Annotated in this window: 19 protein-coding genes; 11 read left to right on the top strand and 8 right to left on the bottom strand. The window is 71.3% G+C overall.

Translation table 11 applies throughout. The features are described from left to right. Nucleotides 1-75 precede the first annotated feature (75 nt). Complete coding sequence (locus ACWEV3_RS23375) at nt 76-1,002, bottom strand: LysR substrate-binding domain-containing protein (protein ID WP_452615952.1); 927 nt, start codon at nt 1,000-1,002, stop codon at nt 76-78. A gap of 84 nt (nt 1,003-1,086) precedes the next feature. Between ACWEV3_RS23375 and ACWEV3_RS23370 the strand changes: the two genes are divergently transcribed. Both ACWEV3_RS23370 and ACWEV3_RS23365 read left to right on the top strand, forming a co-directional pair. Then, a complete protein-coding gene (locus ACWEV3_RS23370) occupies nt 1,087-2,391 on the top strand; it encodes an aspartate aminotransferase family protein (RefSeq protein ID WP_452615951.1) in 1,305 nt (434 codons plus the stop codon). 393 nt (nt 2,392-2,784) lie between these two features. Beyond that, the gene (locus ACWEV3_RS23365; protein ID WP_452615950.1) at nt 2,785-3,894 is read left to right on the top strand and encodes a sensor histidine kinase; all 1,110 of its coding nucleotides are present in this window, start codon (nt 2,785-2,787) and stop codon (nt 3,892-3,894) included. An 8-nt stretch (nt 3,895-3,902) separates the two neighbouring features. Here ACWEV3_RS23365 and ACWEV3_RS23360 read toward each other — a convergent pair whose 3' ends face one another. Next, a complete protein-coding gene (locus ACWEV3_RS23360; RefSeq protein ID WP_452615949.1) occupies nt 3,903-6,560 on the bottom strand; it encodes an AAA family ATPase in 2,658 nt (885 codons plus the stop codon). A 376-nt stretch (nt 6,561-6,936) separates the two neighbouring features. Between ACWEV3_RS23360 and ACWEV3_RS23355 the strand changes: the two genes are divergently transcribed. The 4 genes from ACWEV3_RS23355 (at nt 6,937) to ACWEV3_RS23340 (ending at nt 11,453) form a co-directional block, all read left to right on the top strand. Next, nucleotides 6,937-8,325 (top strand): helix-turn-helix transcriptional regulator, encoded by a 1,389-nt coding sequence (locus tag ACWEV3_RS23355; protein ID WP_452615948.1) that lies wholly within the window; start codon nt 6,937-6,939, stop codon nt 8,323-8,325. 379 nt (nt 8,326-8,704) lie between these two features. Beyond that, nucleotides 8,705-9,385, top strand: coding sequence for a helix-turn-helix transcriptional regulator (locus ACWEV3_RS23350; RefSeq protein ID WP_452615947.1), 681 nt, complete (start codon nt 8,705-8,707; stop codon nt 9,383-9,385). 209 nt (nt 9,386-9,594) lie between these two features. Next, on the top strand, nt 9,595-10,344 hold the full coding sequence (locus tag ACWEV3_RS23345) for a response regulator transcription factor (RefSeq protein ID WP_452615946.1): 750 nt from the start codon (nt 9,595-9,597) through the stop codon (nt 10,342-10,344). Next, nucleotides 10,341-11,453, top strand: a complete 1,113-nt coding sequence (locus ACWEV3_RS23340; RefSeq protein WP_452615945.1) for a sensor histidine kinase — start codon at nt 10,341-10,343, stop codon at nt 11,451-11,453. The genes ACWEV3_RS23345 and ACWEV3_RS23340 overlap by 4 nt, the downstream gene beginning before the upstream one ends. 5 nt (nt 11,454-11,458) lie before the next feature. Here ACWEV3_RS23340 and ACWEV3_RS23335 read toward each other — a convergent pair whose 3' ends face one another. Both ACWEV3_RS23335 and ACWEV3_RS23330 read right to left on the bottom strand, forming a co-directional pair. Next, on the bottom strand, nt 11,459-11,866 hold the full coding sequence (locus ACWEV3_RS23335) for a CAP domain-containing protein (protein WP_452615944.1): 408 nt from the start codon (nt 11,864-11,866) through the stop codon (nt 11,459-11,461). Between the two features lie 319 nt (nt 11,867-12,185). Further along, nucleotides 12,186-12,728 carry a histidine kinase gene (locus ACWEV3_RS23330; protein WP_452615943.1) on the bottom strand — a complete coding sequence of 181 codons (543 nt, stop codon included), beginning with the start codon at nt 12,726-12,728 and terminating at the stop codon, nt 12,186-12,188. A 267-nt stretch (nt 12,729-12,995) separates the two neighbouring features. On the opposite strand from ACWEV3_RS23330, the gene ACWEV3_RS23325 reads away from it, so the two are divergent. The 3 genes from ACWEV3_RS23325 to ACWEV3_RS23315 are packed head-to-tail and all read left to right on the top strand — an operon-like array spanning nt 12,996 to nt 16,272. After that, on the top strand, nt 12,996-13,619 hold the full coding sequence (locus ACWEV3_RS23325) for a helix-turn-helix domain-containing protein (protein WP_452615942.1): 624 nt from the start codon (nt 12,996-12,998) through the stop codon (nt 13,617-13,619). Nucleotides 13,620-13,663: 44 nt separating this feature from the next. After that, nucleotides 13,664-15,142, top strand: a complete 1,479-nt coding sequence (locus ACWEV3_RS23320; RefSeq protein ID WP_452615941.1) for a peptide MFS transporter — start codon at nt 13,664-13,666, stop codon at nt 15,140-15,142. Nucleotides 15,143-15,174: 32 nt separating this feature from the next. Continuing rightward, nucleotides 15,175-16,272 (top strand): NAD(P)/FAD-dependent oxidoreductase, encoded by a 1,098-nt coding sequence (locus ACWEV3_RS23315; RefSeq protein WP_452615940.1) that lies wholly within the window; start codon nt 15,175-15,177, stop codon nt 16,270-16,272. Nucleotides 16,273-16,337: 65 nt separating this feature from the next. Here ACWEV3_RS23315 and ACWEV3_RS23310 read toward each other — a convergent pair whose 3' ends face one another. Both ACWEV3_RS23310 and ACWEV3_RS23305 read right to left on the bottom strand, forming a co-directional pair. Next, on the bottom strand, nt 16,338-16,751 hold the full coding sequence (locus ACWEV3_RS23310) for an SRPBCC family protein (protein ID WP_452615939.1): 414 nt from the start codon (nt 16,749-16,751) through the stop codon (nt 16,338-16,340). A 31-nt stretch (nt 16,752-16,782) separates the two neighbouring features. After that, nucleotides 16,783-17,793, bottom strand: a complete 1,011-nt coding sequence (locus ACWEV3_RS23305; protein ID WP_452615938.1) for an aldo/keto reductase — start codon at nt 17,791-17,793, stop codon at nt 16,783-16,785. Between the two features lie 142 nt (nt 17,794-17,935). On the opposite strand from ACWEV3_RS23305, the gene ACWEV3_RS23300 reads away from it, so the two are divergent. Next, the gene (locus ACWEV3_RS23300; RefSeq protein WP_452615937.1) at nt 17,936-18,835 is read left to right on the top strand and encodes a LysR family transcriptional regulator; all 900 of its coding nucleotides are present in this window, start codon (nt 17,936-17,938) and stop codon (nt 18,833-18,835) included. A gap of 64 nt (nt 18,836-18,899) precedes the next feature. Here ACWEV3_RS23300 and ACWEV3_RS23295 read toward each other — a convergent pair whose 3' ends face one another. Continuing rightward, nucleotides 18,900-19,718 carry an aldo/keto reductase gene (locus ACWEV3_RS23295; RefSeq protein ID WP_452615936.1) on the bottom strand — a complete coding sequence of 273 codons (819 nt, stop codon included), beginning with the start codon at nt 19,716-19,718 and terminating at the stop codon, nt 18,900-18,902. A gap of 57 nt (nt 19,719-19,775) precedes the next feature. After that, on the bottom strand, nt 19,776-20,978 hold the full coding sequence (locus ACWEV3_RS23290) for an MFS transporter (RefSeq protein WP_452615935.1): 1,203 nt from the start codon (nt 20,976-20,978) through the stop codon (nt 19,776-19,778). A 163-nt stretch (nt 20,979-21,141) separates the two neighbouring features. Here ACWEV3_RS23290 and ACWEV3_RS23285 point away from each other — a divergent pair, with 163 nt between their 5' ends. Beyond that, nucleotides 21,142-21,606 carry a MarR family winged helix-turn-helix transcriptional regulator gene (locus ACWEV3_RS23285; protein ID WP_452616042.1) on the top strand — a complete coding sequence of 155 codons (465 nt, stop codon included), beginning with the start codon at nt 21,142-21,144 and terminating at the stop codon, nt 21,604-21,606. Nucleotides 21,607-21,759: the final 153 nt, after the last annotated feature.

The following is a 21,759-nucleotide window of genomic DNA, read 5'->3' as shown; positions in this document are numbered from 1 at the left end:
GGTGCGCACCCGGGCCGGAGCCCCGGTACGCACTCACGACCGGTTCGAACGTCACGCGGGCGCCGAAGCGGGCTGTCACCGGTGTCCGGCGGAGCCGGGGGCGGACAGGGCCGGGATTTCCGGGTGGTCGAGCAGCGTCTCGACGACGGCGTCCACGGCCGCGCGCAGTCCCGCCTCCCGGCGCCGCACGATCGCGACGTTGCGGTGCACCGGCGTGCTGAGCTCGCGGGTGACGACCGGGGTGCCGGGCGGAACTGCCAGCGCCGGCAGCAGTGCCACCGACCGGCCGGACTCGACGTGCTGGAGCAGCAGCAGGCAATTGCTGAACCGGCAGGCCACCCGGGGTTCGAAGCCGGACTCGTGGCACAGCCGCTGGGTCAGCTCCGCCATGTACGAGCCCGGCCGGTCGCACGCCCAGGTCTCCTCCGCGCATGCGGCGAGGTCGATCACCCGGCGCCTCGCGAGCGGATGGTCCGGCGGCAGGACCAGCACCACCGGGTCGGTCCCCAGCGGGACGACTTCGAGGTCCCGGTCCCACGGGAACTTGACGTAGTCCGTGGTCGTCACGATCACGTCCACCTCGCCGGTGCGCAGCGCGGCCCCGCTCTCGTGGGGTTCGGACTCGATCAGCTCCACGTGCAGGTGCGGGTGCGAGTCCGCCAACCGGGCCGCCGCCGGCACGGCGAGCGTGTAGATCGCGCTCTGGAACACCCCGAGCCGGACGGTGCCGATCGGCTCGTCGTTGAGGGCGCGCAGCTCGGCCTCCGCCTCGGCGATCTGGGCCAGGATCTCGCGGCCCCGGCGGGCGAGCGCGATCCCGGTCCGGGTCAGCCGCACCCGGCGCCCGGACCGCTCGATGAGCCGGCTGCGCGTTTCGGTTTCGAGCACGGCTAATTGCTGGGACACCGTCGACGGGCTCATGTGCAGCGTCTCGGCCACCGCGCGGACGGTGCCGAGGCTGTCGAGCAGCCCGAGCAGGCGCAGGCGCCACGGGTTGAGCATGCCACCATTGTGCGGTTCCATCGAACAGCATCATCGAAATCGTGTGATGGACGTGAAGCTACGTCCGTTCGTAGCGTCGGGGCCATGCTGGACGACATCGCGGGCACCGCACCCGAACGCCACCTGGTCCGCTACTCGGGGCGCGGCGCCTTCAGCCCCGGGATCATCGCCCGCGCCGAGGGGAGCTCGGTGTTCACCGAGGACGGGCGCGAGCTGCTCGACTTCACGTCGGGGCAGATGAGCGCGATCCTCGGCCACGCCCACCCGGAGATCGTCGCGACCGTTCGCGAACAGGTCGCCCGGCTCGACCACCTCTACAGCGGGATGCTGAGCCGCCCGGTGCTCGACCTCGCCGAGCGGCTCGCGGGGACGTTGCCGGAGCCGCTGGACAAGGCGATGTTCCTGACCACCGGTGCCGAGGCGAACGAGGCCGCGCTGCGGATCGCCAAGCTCGTCACCGGCGGGCACGAGGTCGTTTCGTTCGCCCGGTCCTGGCACGGCATGACCCAGGCCGCGGCGAACGCCACCTACAGCGCCGGGCGAGTCGGGTACGGTCCCGCAGCTCCGGGGAACTTCGCCCTGCCGGTCCCCGACCGGTTCCGGCCGGGAATCGTCGACGCCGACGGGAACCTGGACTGGCGCCGGCAGCTCGACCTCGGCTTCGAGCTGATCGACGCCCAGTCGGTCGGCAGCCTCGCGGCCTGCCTGGTCGAGCCCGTGCTGAGCTCGGGCGGCGTCATCGACCTCCCGCCGGGCTACCTGGCGGCGCTGCGGGACAAGTGCCGCGAGCGGGGCATGCTGCTGATCCTGGACGAGGCCCAGACCGGGCTGTGCCGCACCGGTGACTGGTACGCGTTCGAGCGCGACGGCGTCGTCCCGGACATCCTGGTCCTGTCCAAGACACTCGGCGCCGGGCTGCCCCTCGCGGCCGTGCTGACCAGCGCCGAGATCGAACAGCAGGCCCACGACCGCGGATTCCTGTTCTTCACCACGCACGTCAACGACCCGCTCCCGGCGGCCGTCGGCAACACCGTCCTGGACGTGCTCAGCCGCGACCGCCTCGACGTGCGCGCCCGCGAGCTCGGCGTGCGGCTTCGCGGCGGGCTGGAGGAGCTCGCCGCGCGGCATCCGGTGATCGGCGACGTGCGCGGGCGCGGCCTGCTGGTCGGACTGGAGCTGGTCGACGGGCCGGGCGGCGAGGACGCGGACAAGCTCGGCGCCGCCGTCACCCGCCGTTGCACCGAACTCGGCCTGCACATGAACATCGTGCAGCTGCCCGGCATGGGCGGGACGTTCCGGATCGCGCCGCCGCTGACCGCCTCCGACGCCGAGATCGATCGCGGCCTGGCGATCCTCGACACCGCGCTGGCCGAGACGACCGGCCGCTGACGATCCGGCGTCCTCGCCCGATTCGATCGTGACGGCGTGAACCGCCCGCTGCGGGTCGAACTTGCCACAACGGCAAGAGCGTTTCCGGGTCGTGTTGATCGGTGACTAGTGTGGACCGATCAACGCTCTGAAGCAGGTTCGGAACATGACGCAGACGGATCACGCCGCGGATCCCCGCCCCGATCAGGAAAGGCAGCGGATCCTGGACGACCTCGTGGTCGCTCAGGTGCGCACCGGCCGCCCGGGACGGACCGGCTTCTCGCCGGTCATCGTTCCGGGCGCGAGGCCGGAGCCGGCCGGAGATGACCGGTCGCGCTCAGGCTCTCGTGAGCTCGTACCGCGGGCGGTCATCGGCCACCGGTTCGGTCGGCCCGGCCCCGCGGGCGGTCCGCGGTGAGTACGTCGCTGATCCTGCTGATCGCGGTGTTCGAGTCAGTGGGCGTGGGGCTCGTCGGCGCCGTGGCGCTGCGCTTGCTCCGGCGGTACCCGGTCGGGAACTCGCTGATCGCGGTCATCGTGATCACCGTCTGCGGCACCAACGCGGGCACCATCACCGTCGTCATCGTGACGCAGTCCGCCGAAGTGCCGGTGGCGGTGCCGCTGCTGGTCAACTTCGTCGCCGGCGCGGTTTCGCTCGGGATCGGCCTGCTGCTCGGCAGGTCCGTGATGAAGGGCAGCAGGCAGCTGGCCGATGCCACCCGCACCTTCGGCGTGGCCGAGCGGTTCCGGCTGCCGGAGGACCCGCCGAGCGCGGAGCTCGCCGAGCTGGCGCGGGAATTGCGGATCACCAGCGACAAGCTGGTGGTGTCCAGGCGGCGGGAACGGGCGGTCGAGCAGTCCCGGCGGCAGCTGGTCGCCTGGATCTCGCACGACCTGCGCAGCCCGCTGGCGAGGCTGCGGGCCGTGGCGGAGTCCATCGAGGACGGTGTGGTGGGCGACCTGGACGACTACCTCGGGAGGATCCGCGCGGACACCGAGCACCTCACCGCGATGGTGGACGACCTCTTCCAGCTCTCCCAGATCCAGACCGGGACGCTGCGCCTGAACCCGCGCGAGGTGGCTCTCGACGATCTCGTCAGCGACGAGGCGGCCGGTCTCGACGTGCTGGCTGCGGGGCGCGGGATCCGGTTGCGCGCCAGGACGGTCGAGCCGGTCACCGTCCGGGTGGACGACCGGTCCATGACCCGGGTGTTCAACAACCTGCTGTCGAACGCGATCCGGTACAGCCCGGAGCGGACGACGGTGGTGGTCGACGTCCGCGCGGTGAACGGCTGGGCGGTGGTGTCGGTGTCGGACGAGTGCGGCGGGATCCCGCCGCAGGACCTGGGTTCGGTCTTCGACATGGGATGGCGTGGCCGCAAGGCGAACAACGGGGCGGCCCGGGGCGGCGGTTTCGGGCTGACCATCGTGCACGGGCTGGTGCAAGCCCACGGCGGCCACGTGTCGGTGCGCAACGTGCCCGGCGGCTGCTGCTTCGACGTCCGGTTGCCCCTGATCCGCTGAGCCGCGGGTCAGGCGCAGCCGCGGAGCGTCGCGGTCGCGAGTTCGGCGCGCGACCGGTAACCCGTGCGCTGGAAGTACCTGGTCAGCCGTCCTTCAACGCTCTTCTCGCTGGTCCCCAGCACGGTGGCGACCTGCGAATTGGTCAGGCCCTCGGTGATCAGGGTGGCCAGCAGCCGCTCGTTCTCCGCGACCGTCGCGTTGCGGCCGGGGACGGCCACGTTGCGCGTCCGCATCAGCAACCGCAGCCGCGCGCGGGGGATCAGGGCGCCGAGCTCGCCGAAAGCCTCGTACGCCGCGAGCAGGAGCTTCCGGTCGGCGAACCCGCGTTCCGCCACGGCGGTGACGGTGGTCGCGAACTCGAAGGGCCGGCCCCGCTCCGCCGCGAGTTCCAGCACTTCCGCCGCGGCGTCGGAGGCGCCTTCGACGAATACCCGCGCGAGCAGCCGGTTCTGGTGGGCCTCGGCGGTGCCGAGCTCGTCCGCGATCCGCTCGATCCGTTCCGCGCACCGCTTCGCCGCGTCCTGGTTCCCGCGCCGCGATTCCAGCTCGGCGATGTGCAGCCACAACTCCTCGGTCCCGGCGATCGCACCGGTTTGGGCGGCCGCGGTGAGCGCTTGCTCGACGACGGCTCGCGACTGCTTGTGTTCGCCGATCGTCAGGTCCAGCAACGCTTCCGGGAGGGCTAGCCGGTGCGGCAGCAGCAGGTGCCGGGAGCGGGCGTCCTCGATGGCGGCCCGGGCCCGGTTCAGCCGGCCTCGCGCGGTGAGGATGATCGCCATCTCCCGGAACATCGCGGCCTGTCCGGGCGGATCGCCGTGGAGGGACGCGGTGGCGATGGCCGACCGGGCGAGGTCCAGCGAGCGGTCCCACTGCCCGGACCTGGCGGCGCGGACCGCCCCGCCATCCGCCGGAGCGTCGGGGGAGCCCAAGCCGAGCGCCTGGAGCAGAGCCCGGGCCGCCTCGACGGCGGGTGGGGCGGCCGTCGGTGCCGTCCCACCCGCGACCGCCACCGCGGCCTCGGTGAGGGCCTGCCCGAACGCGGCCGGGCCGGTGCCGCCCGCGTGCCACTTGCCGTGCCCGGCGAGGAGTTCGTCGCGCGCGTCGGACCAGCGGTCGAGCAGGCAGAGCGCGGCGGCGCGGGTCACGAGCCGGGTCGCGTCGCCGCCCGAGTGCCATCCGGCCGCGGCGATGTCGCGCAGCGCGGCCGTGTTCCCGTTGCTCGCGAGCCCGGCGGTGGCGATGATCTGCAGCTCCTGCAAGGAATCCGCCGCGAGCCAGTCCTGGTGGTCGCGCAGCGCCGCCTCGGCCGCCTCGGCGGCGGGGGCCAACCTCTGGTGCTGGGCGCAGAGGACGGAATGCCGGTGCAGCGCCGCGGCGCGGCGGGCGGGATCGGCGATCAGCCCGCACGCCGCCCACCGCCACCGGACGGCGCGAGCGTCTTCCGGTGCCGCCTCGCCGTGGGCCAGCAGCTCCGCCGCCGCCCGCTCGGCGTCCACCAGCCTGCCCGCGTCCACGATCCGATCCGGAAGGTAGCCGTCATCGGGGCAGGTCGCGGCACGTTCCCAGAGCGCGGTCACGGCCAGCTGCGCGCTCCTGCTCCGCTCGTAGGGGCCGAGGCACGCGGTCAGCAACGCGGCGAGCATCGGCGCGCGGAACCGCCAGCCGTTCCGGAACGCGACCACTCCCGAAGCGCGCAGCTCGCGAAGGACTTCGAGGACCTCGTCTTCGCCGATCCCGGCAGTCGCGGCGATCAGCGCCGGCGCCGCCTCGCCCAGCGGGTGCAGCACCGACAGGGCCTTGGCCACGGGCCAGATCGCCGGATCGCGCAGGGCCGCGAACAGCGGGTGGGTGATCGGCAGCCGGGGCGCACCGGTGCCGATCAGGTGCGCCCGGCGGTCGACGACCCGCAGGCGATCGGCCGCCAGGTAGCCCTCGATGGCGGCGTGCACCAGGGCGGGCACGCCCCGGCACGCGTCGCGGAGTTCGGCGGCCAGCCCCGGCGTGGGCTTGGCCCCGAGGAGTGAAGTGAGGACGTCGTCCACTGCGGACACCGGCAGCGGCCGGAGTCGTTCCTCGTGCACCAGGCCGCGGGCGCGAAGCGACGCCAAGTCGGCGCCGCTGCCGTCGTTGGGCGTGGTGGCGGTGCAGACGAACGTGATCCGGTCGCCGGCCAGCGCGTCGAGCGCGGCGGGGAGGCATTCGGGGTCGAGCCGGTGTGCGTCGTCGATGAGGACGACGAGCCGGCCTCCTCGGATCGGTGCGGCCGACAGCCGCCGCACCGCGGCCGCGCCGGACTCGCCGCGGACCGGCGGCGCGCCCAGCTCGTCGGCGATCCTGCCCACGAGACCGGGGAAATCGCGATCCCCGGCGGAAACCCTGACGTCCGCAGTGGAGACGTCCAGCTCGGACAGCCGCGTCCGCAGCTGCGCCAGCACCCGGCTGCGGCCGATCCCGGCCGGACCGGTGATCACGACCAGCGGCCGCCCCGGGCGGCTCGTGCAGACGTCGAGCACGCGGGCGATCAGTTCCTCGCGGCCGGACGAACGGGCATCCGGCCCGGCCTCTCGGGCAGCGTTGGCGGCGCGGGGTGTCCGCCGGACCGCGGCCTCGGGCAGGGTCGGGATGGTCCGGTTCGGGGTGGGGATCGTCCGTCGGGAGTTCAGCACGAAGCCCAGTATTGCCAGCCCGCCCCGGCGCATCGAGTGCCAAGTCGTGAGGAGATTCTTAAGCTTTTCTTGCCAGGTCATCGGATGAGCGCTTTCATCCTGGTCTGCGGTGTCGGATCCGGTCCCGAACGCACAGGGGTCGTGAGTGCCTGTGGTCGCCACAGCAGCCATGACCACTCACGACCCGGAGACACAGGCATTCCGCACAGAGGATGAAAGGCGCTCGCTGGTTCGGAATCCTTGCGCATTTCTGAATTCTGTCGTTCAGGAGCCTTTCCACGCCCCGGTTCCCGGCCCATCCGGCGCTAGCGTCCGCCCCGACGCGGCAAGTGCATCGAGTCTGGCGCGACGGCGCCGGGAACGGGGACGGACGGCAATGGGGCGGGAACAGATGGCGATCGAGGGCAGGGATGACGCGCTGGCGGCGCTGCGGTCCGCATTGCGGACCAGCGCGCCCGGCGGTCGCCTGCTGATCGTCCGCGGCGACGCCGGCATCGGGAAGACGCGACTGCTGGACGCGGCGGGCCGCCGCTGGCGGGCCAGGGGCACGCGGGTGGCGCAGGTGCGCGGCCGATCCCGCGCTACGGCGGCGGAATCCGGCACCGACCGGTACGGGGTCGGCGCGGTCGTCGACGCGCTCCGGCAGGACTTCGACCGGCTCGGCGACTGCGGGCTGGTCGACGCGATCAGCGCGCTGGCCCGGTTCCAGCAGCGCCGGCCCGAGGAGCCGGCCGCGCGGTTCCCCGCCGTGGCTGCCGAGCTGAACTGGGTCTTCGGCCGGATCAGCAGCCGCGGTCCCGTCGCGGTGCTCGTCGACGACGTGCTGGACATCGCCGACCCCGTCCCGCTGCTGCAGGCGGCCCGCCGCCCCGGATGCCTGGTCGTCGCGTCGATCCGGCGGGACGACGCGGTGGCGTCGGCATCCGCCGAACTGCTCGACCTGGCGGACGAGGTGATCGACCTGGACCCGCTCGCCGACGAGCACATCGAGGCCCTCGCGGGCGATGATCTGGACGAGAGCGTTCACGTGGCGCTGCGCGCGGCGCTCGGGCCGTTGTACGGCAACCCCGGCACGGTTCTGGCGACGGTCGAGGCGCTGCGGGACAGGGGACGGCTCGTCGCCGATGGCGACCGCCTCCGCCTCGACGACCAGGCATCCATCTGCCTGCCCTACGACCACGACCTGCTGCTGCGCGCCCGGCGGCTCGGCGGCCTCGGCCCGCGGCTGCTCGCCACGACGGCCTGGCTCGGTGCGTTCGGCATCGATGACCTGCCCGCGGTCGCGGACGCGCTGGGCGAGGACGTCGCGGAGTGCGGCCGGGCCGTGGACCAGCTCGTCGAGAACGGCTTGCTGGTGGGGGATTTTCGGGGACGGCTGTGCTGCCTGTGCCCGGCGCTCGCGGTCTCCGCGGTGGCCGAGGAGCGCGCCGCGGTGCGCGGCCTGGCGGGCCCGGCGGCCGAGTTCCCGAAACCGGCGCTGCTCCGCGAAACCGGCGGTTCGCCGCTGACGGCGGCCCCGGCGCAGCCCCCGTCCGCCGCGCAACCCTGGTCGGCCACCGAGTCCCGCATCGTCGAGCTGATCGGCATGGGGCTCACCAACCGCCGGATCGGCTCGGCGCTCGGATTGAGCGAGAAGACCGTGGAGAGCCAGCTCACCCGGTTGTTCGCCAAGACCGGCTGCCGCTCCCGCGTGGCGCTCGTGGCGGCCGCGAACTCGGCCGGAAGCCTGCGGGGCGCCGCGCTGCGCGGCCGGTCCGCGGCCTGAACGTGTCCGAAGTGGACATCAGGCGCGAAGCTGTGTTGGTGAACTGGTCGGATCCTGCCGTGGACGGACGAATTCCTTGTCGCGAAATGAGTTCTACCCACAATGCCTTGCGGATTCGTCATGTTCTCCGAGGATGTTCGTTCGTGGCGCCGCAGGGAATGCGGTGTCGCCTTGGGACAAGTGGATCGGCGCGGTCGTCGGGGAAACCCGGTGAGGGGATTCCCGCGAGCCCGCTCCGAGGCCGCGATCGGCCCTCCCGGCGCCGGACACTCGAATCATGTGGCTCGCGCGTTGTGCCGCCGAGAGCGCCGGGGCGGAACGGAAGATCGGGCGTCGCGTCGAACAGCACGCCCGAAACGCAGGTCGGAGGAAGAGCGCGATGATGACCAAGGTCGAATCGGCAACGCACACGGTGAACTCGGCAGCGCGGGAGCCCGGCGAGCAGGTTCGCGTCGCGGTGTGGGCATCGGACCCCATCACCTTGACCGGGCTGACCGAAATGCTCTTGGGCACCGCGGACGTGTTCGTCGCGGCGGACGCGTTTCCCGCCGACGTCGACGTGCTCGTGTTCGCCGCGGACCGGGTGACCCCGGAAGTCCTCGCCAGCATGAGCAAGGCGGCCTCGGAATCGGCGGCGCCCGCGGTGCTGGTGGCCAGGCAGTTGGAGCGCGCCGTGCTGCTGCGGGTGGTCGAGTGCCGCGTGGTCGCGGTGCTGCACCGCGGTGTGGCCACGGGCGAGCGGCTGGCCGAGGCGATCCGCGTTGCGGCCGAGGGAGGAGGTGTGCTGCCGGCCAACCTGCTGGGCGAGTTGCTGCGGCAGGTGGAGAACCTCAACCGCGAGGTCCTGGAGCCGCGCGGCCTGAACTCCGCAGGCTTCACCTCCCGGGAGATCGGCGTGTTGCGGCTGCTGGCGGAAGGCTGGGACACCGAGGAGATCGGCAAGAAGCTCTGCTACTCGGAGCGCACGGTGAAGAACGTCATCTACGCCATGACGAGTCGGCTCAAACTGCGCAACCGGCCGCAGCTGGTGGCATACGGTGTGCGGACGGGCGTGATCTGAGCGATCCGGAGACGCCGGGATGCGCACGGACGTCGTCCCTGCGGGGGAACGACTTTCGCGGTCGCTCGTGCGAGCGCGCCCGTGCTCGACCGCGGTTTCCGGTTGCGGGAGCGCACGCATCTCGCGGCACGGCGCACTTCGGCCGCCTGCACGCGGCTCGGTGGTTCGGACTAGGGTGGCATGAAAACGGCAAGAAGCAGGTTTCGACGATGACGCAGGCTGATCTTGGCGCGGATCACCGATTCCGGGGGCGAGAACCGCGGATCCTGGTCGTGGAGGACGATCCGACGGTTGCCCAGGTGGTCACCGGCTACCTGCGCCGGTCCGGCTACACCCCGGTGCACGCCTCGGACGGCACGATGGGGCTGGAGCTGGCGCGGCAGATGTCGCCGGACCTCGTCGTGCTCGACGTGATGCTGCCGGGGCTCGACGGCATCCAGGTCTTGCGCGAGTTGCGCGCGTCCAACCAGGTGCCGGTCATCATGCTGACCTCGCTGGGGGAGGAGGAGCACCGGCTGCGGGGCCTGGAATCCGGCGCCGACGACTACCTCACCAAACCGTTCAGCCCGCGCGAGCTGGTGCTGCGGGTCCAGTCCGTGCTGCGCCGGACGGTCGCCATGCCGCCGGCCCGGGTCGACGGCGTGCTGCGCGTCGGCGACCTCCTGGTGGACCGGTCGGCGCGGACGGTCAGCAAGGCCGGACGCGAGCTGAACATGCCGATCAAGGAATTCGAGCTGCTGGTCTTCATGATCCGCAACGCGGGCCGGGTGGTGCGGCGGGACGAGCTGATGCGCGAGGTCTGGGCGCACAACTTCGGCGACGCCTCCACGGTCACGGTGCACGTCCGGCGGCTGCGGGAGAAGATCGAGGACGATCCGTCCCGCCCCGCGCTGCTGAAGACCGTCTGGGGCGTCGGCTACCGGCTCGACCTCCCCGAGACCGGCGCCGGACCAGCATGACGCCGCTGCTGGTCGCGTTGATCGCGGTGTGCGAATCGGTCGGCGTGGGCCTCGTCGGCATGGTGGTCCTGCGGCTGCTCCGCAAGTACCCGGTGGGATATTCGCTGGTGGCGGTGATCATCATCACCGTGTACGCGATCAACACGAGCGCCCTCACCGTGGTGCTCGTCGCGCGGTCGGCGGAGCTGCCCGCAGACCTGCTCCTCGCGGTAGTCCTCATCGCCGGGGCGGTGGCCATCGGCGTCGGACTGGTGCTCGGCCGGTCGGTGATGAACGGCAGCCGGCAGCTGACCGATGCCACGCGCTCGCTCGGTCAGCGGTACCGGTTCCAGCAGCCGGCCGACCTGCCGAGCGCCGAGTTCGCCGAGCTCGCGCAGGAGCTCCGGATCGCCAACGACAAGCTCGCCGAGTCGCGGCGCCGGGAACAGGCGATGGACGCGTCCCGGCGGCGGCTGGTCGCCTGGATCTCGCACGACCTGCGCAGCCCGCTGGCGCGGCTGCGCGCCGTGACGGAGTCCATTGAGGACGGCGTGGTGGACGACCTGCCGGACTACTGCAGGAAGATCCGCGGCGACACCGAGGTCCTGTCGGAGATGGTGGACGACCTCTTCGAACTCTCCCGGATCCAGTCCGGGACGCTGCGCCTGGCCCCGCGGATGGTGGCGCTGGACGACCTCATCAGCGACGAGGTGGCGGCGCTCGAAGTGGTGGCCGGTGACCGGGGGATCAGCCTGCGGGCGAGGACGATCGAGCCGATCGTGGTCAACGTGGACGACCGCGCCTTCACGCGGGTGTTCAACAACCTGCTGGGGAACGCGATCCGGTACGCCCCGGAGGGTTCGACGGTGACCGTGGACATCCGCGCGGTCGCGGGCTGGGCGGCCGTCGCGGTGAGCGACGAGTGCGGGGGAATTCCGGAAGGCGACCTGGCCTCGGTGTTCGACATGGGGTGGCGCGGGGAGGACCGGAGGACGCGCGGCAGCAGCGGCGGCGGTCTCGGCCTGGCCATCGTGCAGGGTCTCGTGCAGGCGCACAACGGGAACGTGTCGGTGCGAAACGTTCCGGGCGGCTGCTGCTTCGAGGTGCGTCTCCCGCTGCCCGCGGCCTGAGGCCGTCAGTAGCCGAAGTTCTGCGTCCACCACGGGCCGGTGGCGTCGACGTGCAGTCCCACGCCGATGAACCGGAAGTCCGCGTTCAGGATGTTCGCGCGGTGCGGGATGCTCTGCATCCAGGCGTGCACCACCGCGGCGGGCGTTTCCTGACCGGCGGCGATGTTCTCGCCGCCGGGGTCTTCGAAACCCGCGGCCAGCATCCGTTCGAACGGCGACGGGCCGCGCGTCGCCTGGTGCGCGAAGAAGCCGCGCCGCGCCATGTCGGCGCTGTGCCCGCGCGCGGCGCGGCGCAACCGCTCGTCGACGTGCAACGGGCCGAGCCGCCGCTTCGCCCGCTCCACGTTCACCAGCCGGACGACCTTGTCCTCGGTCTGGGTTCGCACCAGATCGCGGCTGGAACCTAAAGCCATTCTCCCGAGCCTCCCGAACTTCACCGACCGGCACCAGCTTCGCCCGTGCGGCGGGCGGGACGAACCGGCCGGGCCGCGAAGTCGGCGAACGGGCAGGAATCCGCGACTTTCGGGCAACGTTCCGGCCGCACCGTTGCCCCTCGCCGGCCGTCGCTTCGACCGGAAGACCACGACGGGCCGCCCGATCGGCCTCAGACAGCCCTCGCTTCCGCGCGGCGCGGTCTGATTCCCCCACCCACCAACAGGTTCAGCATTCGGCGACCCGCCTCCAGGAGCAGGTCTTCCCGGAACAGCGCGCCGTCTTCGGCGATGGCCACCTTCATCCCAGTACCGCCCGGAAATGTTGCTGCTGTGCGGTTCCCGGCCGCTGTTCGGTGATGTGCACGCGCACGAGCCTCTTGCCCCGCACTCGCACCTGCACGGTGGTGCCGGGTTCCAGCGTGCGCAGGTGATCGGCGACGAGGAGACCCGTCCGGCCGGAGAGCTGCGTGCCGAGATCGTGTTCCGGCAGGTCGAGTCGTAGGCGTAGGTCGCCGTGCTCGGCGACGGACATCCACGTCGGTTCAAGACCGGCGGCGAGTGCCGGCGGGTGGATGGTCGTGCCGAGCAGGCGCATGCGTTCGACGAGCAGGCAGACGGTGTCCCGGAGTGCGTCGATCCGGGCGGAGAGCTGCGGGTCACCGGCCGTGGCGGAGATCAGCCCGAGCTGGAGGGCCAGTGCCGACAGGCCCGCCGCCGGCCCGTCGTGCAGCTCTCGTTCCAGCTCGTAGCGGTACCTGACGGTGCTGCGGCCGGGCGCGCGCAACCAGCCGGGCAGCAACTTGCCCAGCCAGGTGAACCTGCGCGCGATTTCAGTCGTCATAACAGCATCATCCCGGTCAAGCCCGGGAGAAAGAATGCAAACCCGGCAGGACGGGGATATCCCTCATCTCCCGTGCACGGCGCCGGTTCGGGTCCACGACCGCGTCCGGTCCGCTGCCGGGAGTCGCGCTGGACTGTCCACATCGGATTCTTCGCTGAAGCGGCGCTGGTAGGGGCTCTGCCGGGGCCGGTTGCCGAGATGTTCAGTATTGACTGCCCCTGTTTGGTGTGACTAAATGCCAGTACCCGAGGGAAGGAGGCAGGAACCGTGGCCGACAGCGCTCATCCGGCCGAACCCGCCGCCGATGGCCCGACCCGGCTGGTGGGGGCGGCGATCAAGCGGATCCGCACCGAGCGCGGTCTGACGCTGCGAGACCTGGCGGAACGCTGCGGACTGTCGCCGGGTTTCCTCTCGCTGGCCGAGCGCGGCATCAACTCGATCTCGCTGACCTCGCTCTTCGCGCTGGCCGGGGCGCTGGAGGTGGACGCGGTCGAGCTGCTCGGTGCGGCCGGTCGCCGCAGCCGGCGCGAGTACTCGATCGCCCGGCACGACGACCCGCACGCCACGCGGGTGGTGATGGGCGAGCGGGAGCACCGCGTGCTGACCGCGGACCTGCCCGGCCAGTGCATCGAGGCGATGATCACCGCGGTGCACCCGACCGCCGAGCCGTCACCGGTCACCCAGCACGACGGCGAGGAGTTCTGCTACGTGCTGCGCGGCGAGCTGACGTTCCTGCTGCCGGACGAGACCGCGGTGCTCGGCGCCGGCGACTCGATCCACTTCAAGTCCAGGATTCCGCACGCCATCCACAACCGCGGCACCGCGATCGCGGAGGTGCTCTGGACGGTCGACCGCCCGCTGCTGCGGCGACCCGACGGCACGACTCGCTGACCGCGCTTCTCCCGCCGGTGCACGCCATCCATCGAAAGGCGGCCATGAGCGAGCAGACGGAGATCCCCACGAGCGACCGAGGTTTCTTCGGCCACCCCCGCGGCCTGGCCACGTTGTTCTTCCTGGAGATGTGGGAGCGGTTCTCCTACTACGGGATGTCCGCGATCCTGCTGTACTACCTGTACGACCAGACCTCCGATGGAGGGCTCGGGCTGGACAAGCCGACCTCGTCGGCGCTGGTGTCGGTCTACGGCGCCCTGGTGTTCATGTCCGGCATCCTCGGCGGCTGGCTGGCGGACCGGTTGCTGGGCATGCGCCGCGCGGTCCTGCTGGGCGGCCTGCTGATCATGTGCGGCCACCTGGCGCTGGCGGTGCCCGGCGGGTTGCCCGCGCTGCTGGTGTCGATGCTGCTGATCGTGGTCGGCACCGGGCTGCTGAAGCCCAACGCGTCCAGCATGGTGGGGGAGCTGTACACGCCGGCGGACAACCGCCGCGACGCCGGGTTCTCCCTCTTCTACATGGGCATCAACCTGGGTGCTTTCATCGCGCCGTACCTCGTGGGCACGCTCGGGCAGCAGGTCGACTACCACCTCGGCTTCGGCCTCGCGGCCGTCGGGATGGCCGCGGGCCTGGTGGTGTACGTCCGGGGGCGGACGCGGCTGGGCCAGGCCGGGGACGTGCCGACGAATCCGCTTCGCGCCGGCGAGCGGCGCCAGGTGGCGATGCGCGCAGCCGTGGGCGTCGCGGTGTTGGCGGTGGTGGTCGCGGTTCTCGGTGCCACCGGGTTCTTGACCGTGCAGGTGCTGATCAACGCCGTGTCGGTGCTCGCGGTGCTGTTGCCGGCGGCGTACACGATCACGATGTTGCGCAGCCCGAAGACCGATGCCGTGGAGCGGTCCCGGTTGATCGCCTACATCCCGCTGTTCATCGGCGCGGTCTGCTACTGGGTGGTCAACGAGCAGTCCGGCTCGGTGCTCGCGCAGTTCGCCGACACGCGAACCGATCTGGAGATCTTGGGGTTCGCGGTGCCGTCCTCGTGGTTCCAGTCGCTGAACCCGATCGCCACGCTCGTGCTGGCCCCGACCTTCGCCTGGCTGTGGATCAAGCTCGGGGACCGCCAGCCCACCACACCGCGCAAGTTCGCCACCGGACTGCTGCTCGGCGGGGCGTCGTTCGTGCTGATGGCCGGGCCCGGTCTGCTGCACGGCGTGGACGCGCTCGCCAGCCCGTGGTGGCTCGTCGCGAGCTACTTCGTGGTGATCTGCGGGTCGATGTGCCTGTCGCCGGTGGGCCTTTCGGCCACCACCAAGCTCGCCCCGCGGGCGTTCCTGGCCCAGATGATGAGCCTGTGGTTCTTGGCCTCCGCCGCGGCGGCAGGCATCAACGCTCAGCTGGTGCAGCTCTACCGCGCGGAGACCGAGGTCGGGTACTTCGCCGGGGTCGGCGCGGCGGTGATGGCCGCCGGGGTCGTCATGCACCTGATCGCGCCTTGGGTGCAGCGGCGCATGGGCGGTGTGCGATGAGGAGAAGTCGGTCGAACCGGGAGGAGCGGGAAATGCGGGTGGTGGTCGTCGGAAGCGGCATCGCCGGTGCGGCAGCCGGGTACGAGCTGGCCCGGGCCGGGGTGGAGGTGGTCCTGGTGGACTCGCCGGCCCCGGGCCGCGCCACGTCGGCCGGTGCGGGCATCATCTGCCCATGGTCGTCCAAAGTGGACGATCCGGACTGGTACCGGATCTCGGTCGCCGGGGCGGAGCACTACCCGGAGCTGCTGTCGGCGTTGGCCGCCGACGGCGAGACCGAGCTCGGCTACCGGCGGGTCGGCTCGCTGCGGCTGGTCTCCGAAGACGAATCGGAGGAGGCGTTCCAGCGGGTGGCGGAGCGCGCCGCGGAGTCCCCGATGGCCGGCGAAGTGGAGTTGATCAGCGGTCGCCGGGCCGGCGAGCTGTTCCCGCCGCTCGAACACGACGGCAAGGCGATCCACATCCCCGGCGCAGCGCGCCTGGACGGCCGCTTGGTCCGCGACGCGATGCGCCGCGCCGCCGCCCGGCGCGGCGCTCGGATCATCAACGGCACGGCCGCGATCGTCGCCGACAGCGCGGTCCGCGGAGTGCGGGTCGACGACGTGTTCATCGGCGCGGACGCCGTGATCGCCGCATCCGGTGCTTGGTCGCCGCAGCTGCTCGAACCGATCGGCGTCCAGGTGCGGGTCACGCCGCAGCGCGGCCAGATCATGCACCTGCGGCTGCCGGGCGCGGATACCGCGAACTGGCCGGTCGTGCTGCCGCAGTCGCGGCACTACATCCTGGCCTTCGACGACTCGCGGGTCGTGGTCGGCGCGACCCGCGAGGACGACGCGGGCTTCGACCACCGGGTGACCGCGGCCGGGATGGCGGAGGTGCTCGGCGAGGCGCTGTCGGTGGCCCCCGGGCTGGCGGGTGCGACGCACGTGGAGACCCGCATCGGGTTCCGCCCGATGGGACCCGACATCCGGCCGCTGCTCGGCGCGGTTCCGCAGGTCGCCGGGCTGGTCGTGGTCAACGGTCTGGGGGCCTCGGGCCTGACGATCGGCCCGTACGCGGGTTCGGTCGCGGCGCGGCTCGCCCGCCAGGTCGACCCGGGGATCGACCTGGCGCCGTACGACCCGCTGCGCTGAGGTTCCGCCCGGTGCCCCGTGCCGTGGCCCAGCGGTTGTGGCGCGCGGGCATCCCGTATCCGGGCTCACGCGCCCAGAGTCTTCGTCAGCGCGGCCAAGCCGTCGGCGTAGATGCCGTGGAACAGGGCGATCGCTTCCTCGTCGCTCGTTCCCACCGGCGTGAAGGTGCCGGACCAGTCCACGCGGCTCTGCGCGCCGGACACCTCGTGCACGGTGATGGTCGAGCGGTAGCCGGTGACGGGGAACGGGGCCTGGACGATGGAGTAGGTGTACGTGCGCGCGTCGTTGTCGAACGCTTCGAGGCGTTCGACGATGGTGCCGCCCTCCTCGTTGGTGAGGCTGCGGACGCGTCCGCCCTCGCTGAGCTTGCTCGTGGGGATGTAGGGCAGCCAGTCGGGCAGCGAGTCGAAGCCTCCGATGAGCTGCCAGATGCGGTCCGCGGATACCTGGATGTCGATGGTCGCGGTCGTAGTCGCCACGGTCGTCTCCTGAAACTGGTGGGGTGGTGGGTCAGGCGTTGGGAAGAGGGGCGTCCTGCGCGACCAGCCCTTCGGCGCGCAGAGCAGCCCAGAACGCCGCTGGGACGGTCTCGTTGAGCGCGGCGACGTCCTCGGCGATGCGGCTCGGACGCGTAGCGCCGGGAATGGCCGCGGCGACGGCGGGGTGGGCGAGCGAGAACTGCAGCGCCGCCGCCTTGATTCCCACGCCGTGCTGCGCTGCGAGCGACTTGATGCGCTCCACCTTGGCGATGATCGAGGCGGGGGCCTCCTGGTACTCGAAGTGCTGTCCGCCGGCGAGAATGCCGGAGCTGTACGGCCCGCCGACGACGATGTCGACGCTCTGCGCCTCGGCGGCCGGCAGCAGCCGCTGCAGGGCGCGCTCGTGGTCGAGCAGCGTGTAGCGGCCGGCGAGGAGGAACGCGTCCGGCTTCGCCTCGTCGAGGTCGAGCGTCAGCTCCAGGGGCTCGACGCGGTTGACGCCGAGGCCCCAGGCCTTGATGACGCCTTCGTCGCGCAGCTGCTGCAGGACCCGGAACGCGCCGGTGCGGGCGGACTCGTATGCGGCCAGCCATTCGTCGCCGTAGAAGTCCTGCGCGACGTCGTGCACCCACACGATGTCGAGGCGGTCCGTCCTCAGTCGCTTGAGACTGTCCTCAATGGAGCGCATCGTCGCGTCGGCCGAGTAGTCGGGGACGATCTTGTTGGGGCGTCCGTGTTCGAAGATTCCGCCCTTCTCACCCAGGTCGCGGGCCGCGGGGTCTTCGATCTCGTCGAGGATGACGCGGCCGACCTTGGTGCTCAGCACGAACTCGTCGCGGGGGCGGTCGGCCAGCCCGTCGCCCAGCCGGATCTCGGCCAGGCCCGCGCCGTAGAAGGGGGCGGTGTCGAAGTAGCGGATTCCCCCGTCCCAGGCGGCTTCCACGGTGGCCGCGGCCTCTTCTTCGGGGATGGCCCGGAACATGTTGCCCAGCGGTGCGGTGCCGAAGCCCAGCCGGCCGGGCAGGAAGGAATTGATGGACATGGTGCGGATTCCTTGCTGTGCGAGGTGCGACGGGAAGGTGCTTCCTGCGTCGCTTCGTCGATTGACAAGTTCGAGGTTAGGGACGAAACTTGAGACTGTCCAAGACTTACTTGGACGGAGTTAAGTCTTCTGAGGTCTTACAATGTTGGACTTGCGGCAACTCCGCTACTTCGTCGCCGTCGCCGAGACCGAACACGTCGGCCAGGCCGCCGAGCGGCTCCACATCTCCCAGTCGCCGCTGAGCCGGCAGATCGCGCAGCTCGAGAAGAACCTGGGGCTGACCCTGTTCGAGCGCAGCCAGCAGCGAATCCGGCTCACCCGGGACGGCCAGGTCTTCCTGGCCGAATCCCGTGCACTGCTGCGGCATGCCGACCGCCTGGAGAACCTGGGGCGTCGGCTGGGCCGTGGGGAAGAGGGCGGCCTGTGCATCGGCTACGTCGCCGACGCCATCCACACCGGCATCCTCCCCGGCGCACTACGCGCACTGCACGACACGAACCCCGACGTCCACATCGCGCTGTACAACCTGGTGCCCAACGCGCAGTTCGAAGGACTTCGGCAGCGCAGCCTCGACATCGCGCTCGTCCACGAACCGCCATCCGCGGACGATCCCGACCTGCTGGCCGCGCCCCTGTTCCAGGACCCGTTGCTGCTGGTCCTGCCAGCGAGGCACCCGCTCGCCGACAAGGCGGAGATCGCTCCCGGCGATCTCGACGGTCAGTCGTGGATCGCGATCGAGAACGCCCAGGATCCCGCCTGGCGGGACACGTTCATCGCTTCCTGCGCCGCGGCCGGCTTCACGCCGGACATCCGCCTCGACGCCGCCGAACCGCTGACCGCGCTCGGCCTGGTCGCCTCCGGGCTCGGGCTCGCATTCGTGCAGAGGAGCATGGCCGGCGCCACCACCGAGGAGGTCGAGGTGCGCGAACTCCCTTGGCACGACGGCTGCGTCCGGCTGTGGGCCGCATGGCACCGAGTCGACCTGCGGCCCGTGGTGACCTCGTTCCGCGCCACCGTCCTCCGCACGAGCGGCGCCGAATAGCCCGCAACCGCGCGGAAAGGTCGCACGGGCGGGGAAGATCCGCCCGTGCGACCTGTGCGGATGGTCAGTTGAGGGTGTCGGGGTCCGGCCCGGTGCGCAGGCCGCGGTCGAGCGCGGCGATCGCGGTCATCTCGTCCTCGGACAGCGCGAAGTCGAAGACGTCGATGTTCTCGCGGATGCGGGACGGGGTGACGGACTTCGGGATCACGATGTTGCCCAGCTGCAGGTGCCAGCGGATGACGACCTGGGCGGGCGACTTGCCGTGCCGAGCGGCGATTTCGGTCAGCGTGCTCTCGCGCAGCATCGCGCCCTGGGCCAGGGGGCTCCAGGCCTCGGTGACGATTCCGCGCTCGGCGTGCAGGGCGCGCAGCTCGCGCTGCTGGAGCCCGGGGTGCAGTTCGATCTGGTTCACCGCCGGGACGAGAGCGCTGTTGTCGAGCAGGCGACGCAGGTGCGCGGGCTGGAAGTTCGAGACGCCGGCGGCGCGAACCCGTCCGTCCGCGACCAGCTTCTCGATGGCCTTCCAGGTCTCCAGGTACAGGTCGCGGGCCGGGGTGGGCCAGTGGATGAGGTACATGTCCACGTGGTCCAGCCCGAGGGCGTCCAGGCTGCGGTCGAACGCCTCGAGGGTCGTGTCGTAGCCCTGATCGGCGTTCCACAGCTTCGTGGTGACGAACAGTTCGTCGCGGGCGATCCCGGACTCGGCGATGGCGCGGCCGACCCCGGCCTCGTTCCCGTAGATCGCGGCGGTGTCGATGGAGCGGTAACCGGCCTGCAGGGCGGCCGCGACCGCGGCCGTGGTCTCCGCGTCCGGCACCTGGAAGACGCCGAAGCCGAGCTGCGGGATTTCGATGCCGTTGTTGAGGGTGGTGGTGGGAACCATGATGTGCGGAACTCCTTGTGGGTGTTGCGGATTTGCGTCCCCGTCAGGGGAGCGGGATCAGCGCTGGGCGGCCACTGGCTCGGCGGGCGCGGGCGCGGTGCTGGGGCCGGTCGCCCGGCTGCGGCGATCGAGGAAGGCCGCGAGGAAGGACAGCAGCAGCGCCGTGCCGGCGAGCATCGCTCCGATCCAGTTGGGCGAGGTGTAGCCGAATCCGGCGGCGATCACGACACCGCCCAGCCAGGCGGCGAGGGCGTTGCCGAGGTTGAAGGCGCCGATGTTGGCTGCGGAGGCCAGGGTCGGGGCGGCGGATGCCTGGTCGAGGATCCACTTCTGCAACGGGGGCACGGTGGCGAAGCCCAGGGCGCCGATGGTGGGCAGGGTGATCGCGGCGAGGACCTGGCTGTGCGCCGTCACGGTGAACAGCAGCAGGGCGGCCGCGAGGGCGGCGAGCGTGACGAAGAGCATGGGCATCAGGGCCTTGTCGGCGAACTTGCCGCCCAGCAGGTTGCCCAGGAACATGCCGATGCCGAACAGCACGAGCAGCCAGGTCACGCCGCCCTCGGAGTAGCCCGCGACATCGGTCATCATCGGCGCGATGTAGGTGATCGCGGCGAACACGCCGCCGTATCCCAGGACGGTCATCGCCATCGCGAGCCAGACCTGAACGTTGCGGAAGGCCGTGAACTCGGTGCGGATCCTCGCGGCCTCGGGCTTGCCCTGCTCCGGGACGAGCATGGCGACGCCGAGGAACCCGATCACGCCGAGCAGGGCGACGATGGCGAAGGTGAACCGCCAGCCGGCGGCCTGCCCGACGTAGGTGCCGCCGGGGACGCCGATGATGTTGGCGATGGTCAGCCCCATGAACATCAGCGAGATGGCCGAGGCCTTCTTCTCGGGGGCGACCAGGCTGGCGGCGACCACGGACCCGATGCCGAAGAACGCGCCGTGGGCGAACGAGGCGACGACCCGGCCGATGAGCATGACGCCGAAGGTGGGAGCGGCGGCGGAGAGCGCGTTGCCCACGATGAAGACGCCCATCAGGAACAGGAGCATCTTCTTGCGGGAGACCTTGGTGCCCAGGACGGTGAGGATCGGGGCGCCGATGACGACGCCGAGCGCGTAGCCGGACACCAGCCAGCCCGCGGCGGGAATGCTGACGCCGAACTCGCCGGCGACCTGCGGAAGCACACCCATGATCACGAATTCGGTGGTGCCGATCCCGAAGGCGCCGATGGCGAGGGCCAGAAGCGCGAGAGGCATGTGCACGGCCTTCCTGTATGACTGCGTCTGAACCTTACGAGCGTCGACAATAGTTGCAGACGCGTTCTAGTTCAATGTGAAGGCATTGTGACGTGGCAGATAGTTGCAGGCGCGTCATAAAGGTGCAAGCTTGGTGTTGCAGGTCGACCGACAGGAGGTGCTCGTGGGAATCGCCGACGATGCCGTCGAAGTGCGTGCCCACGGCTGGCGCACGCTTGCCGCGTTGCACGGGATGCTCGACGCCGCGCTGGAGAAGGCGCTCCAGGCCGAACACGGCCTGTCGGTCGTCGAGTACACGGTCCTCGACGCGCTCGGCCGCCAGGACGGCTGGCACATGCGCATGCAGCAGCTCGCCCGCGCCACGGCGCTCAGCGGCAGTGCGACGACACGCCTGGTCAGCCGGCTGGAGGACCGCGAGCTGCTGACCCGCGTGCTCTGCAAGGAGGACCGGCGGGGGATCTACACCGAGCTCACCGATGCGGGCCGAGCCCTGCTGGAGCAGGCGCGTCCGACCCACGACGCGGCGCTGGAAGCGGCACTCGCCGCGGCGGGGCGAACGCCGGAGCTCGCCCCGCTGGTCGAGGCGCTGCACGGGCTGGCGCACCGCCCGCCGGCACTGCCGCGCTGATCAGCGCCGGCGCACGGAACCTCGGCCCAGGGGTCGTTTCAGGCCGGTGCGTGGGCAGGTGTGGGACGTGGTCGGCCGGGGCGGAGGGCGGGGGGGTGGGGGGGGGTGGGGGTGGGGGGTGGGGTGGGGTGTTTGGTGCGGGTGTATGGGGTG

Source organism: Saccharopolyspora sp. NPDC003752 (assembly GCF_053605825.1).
The sequence above is the reverse complement of the archived record's forward strand: the minus strand, read 5'-3'. Positions and strand labels throughout refer to the sequence as shown.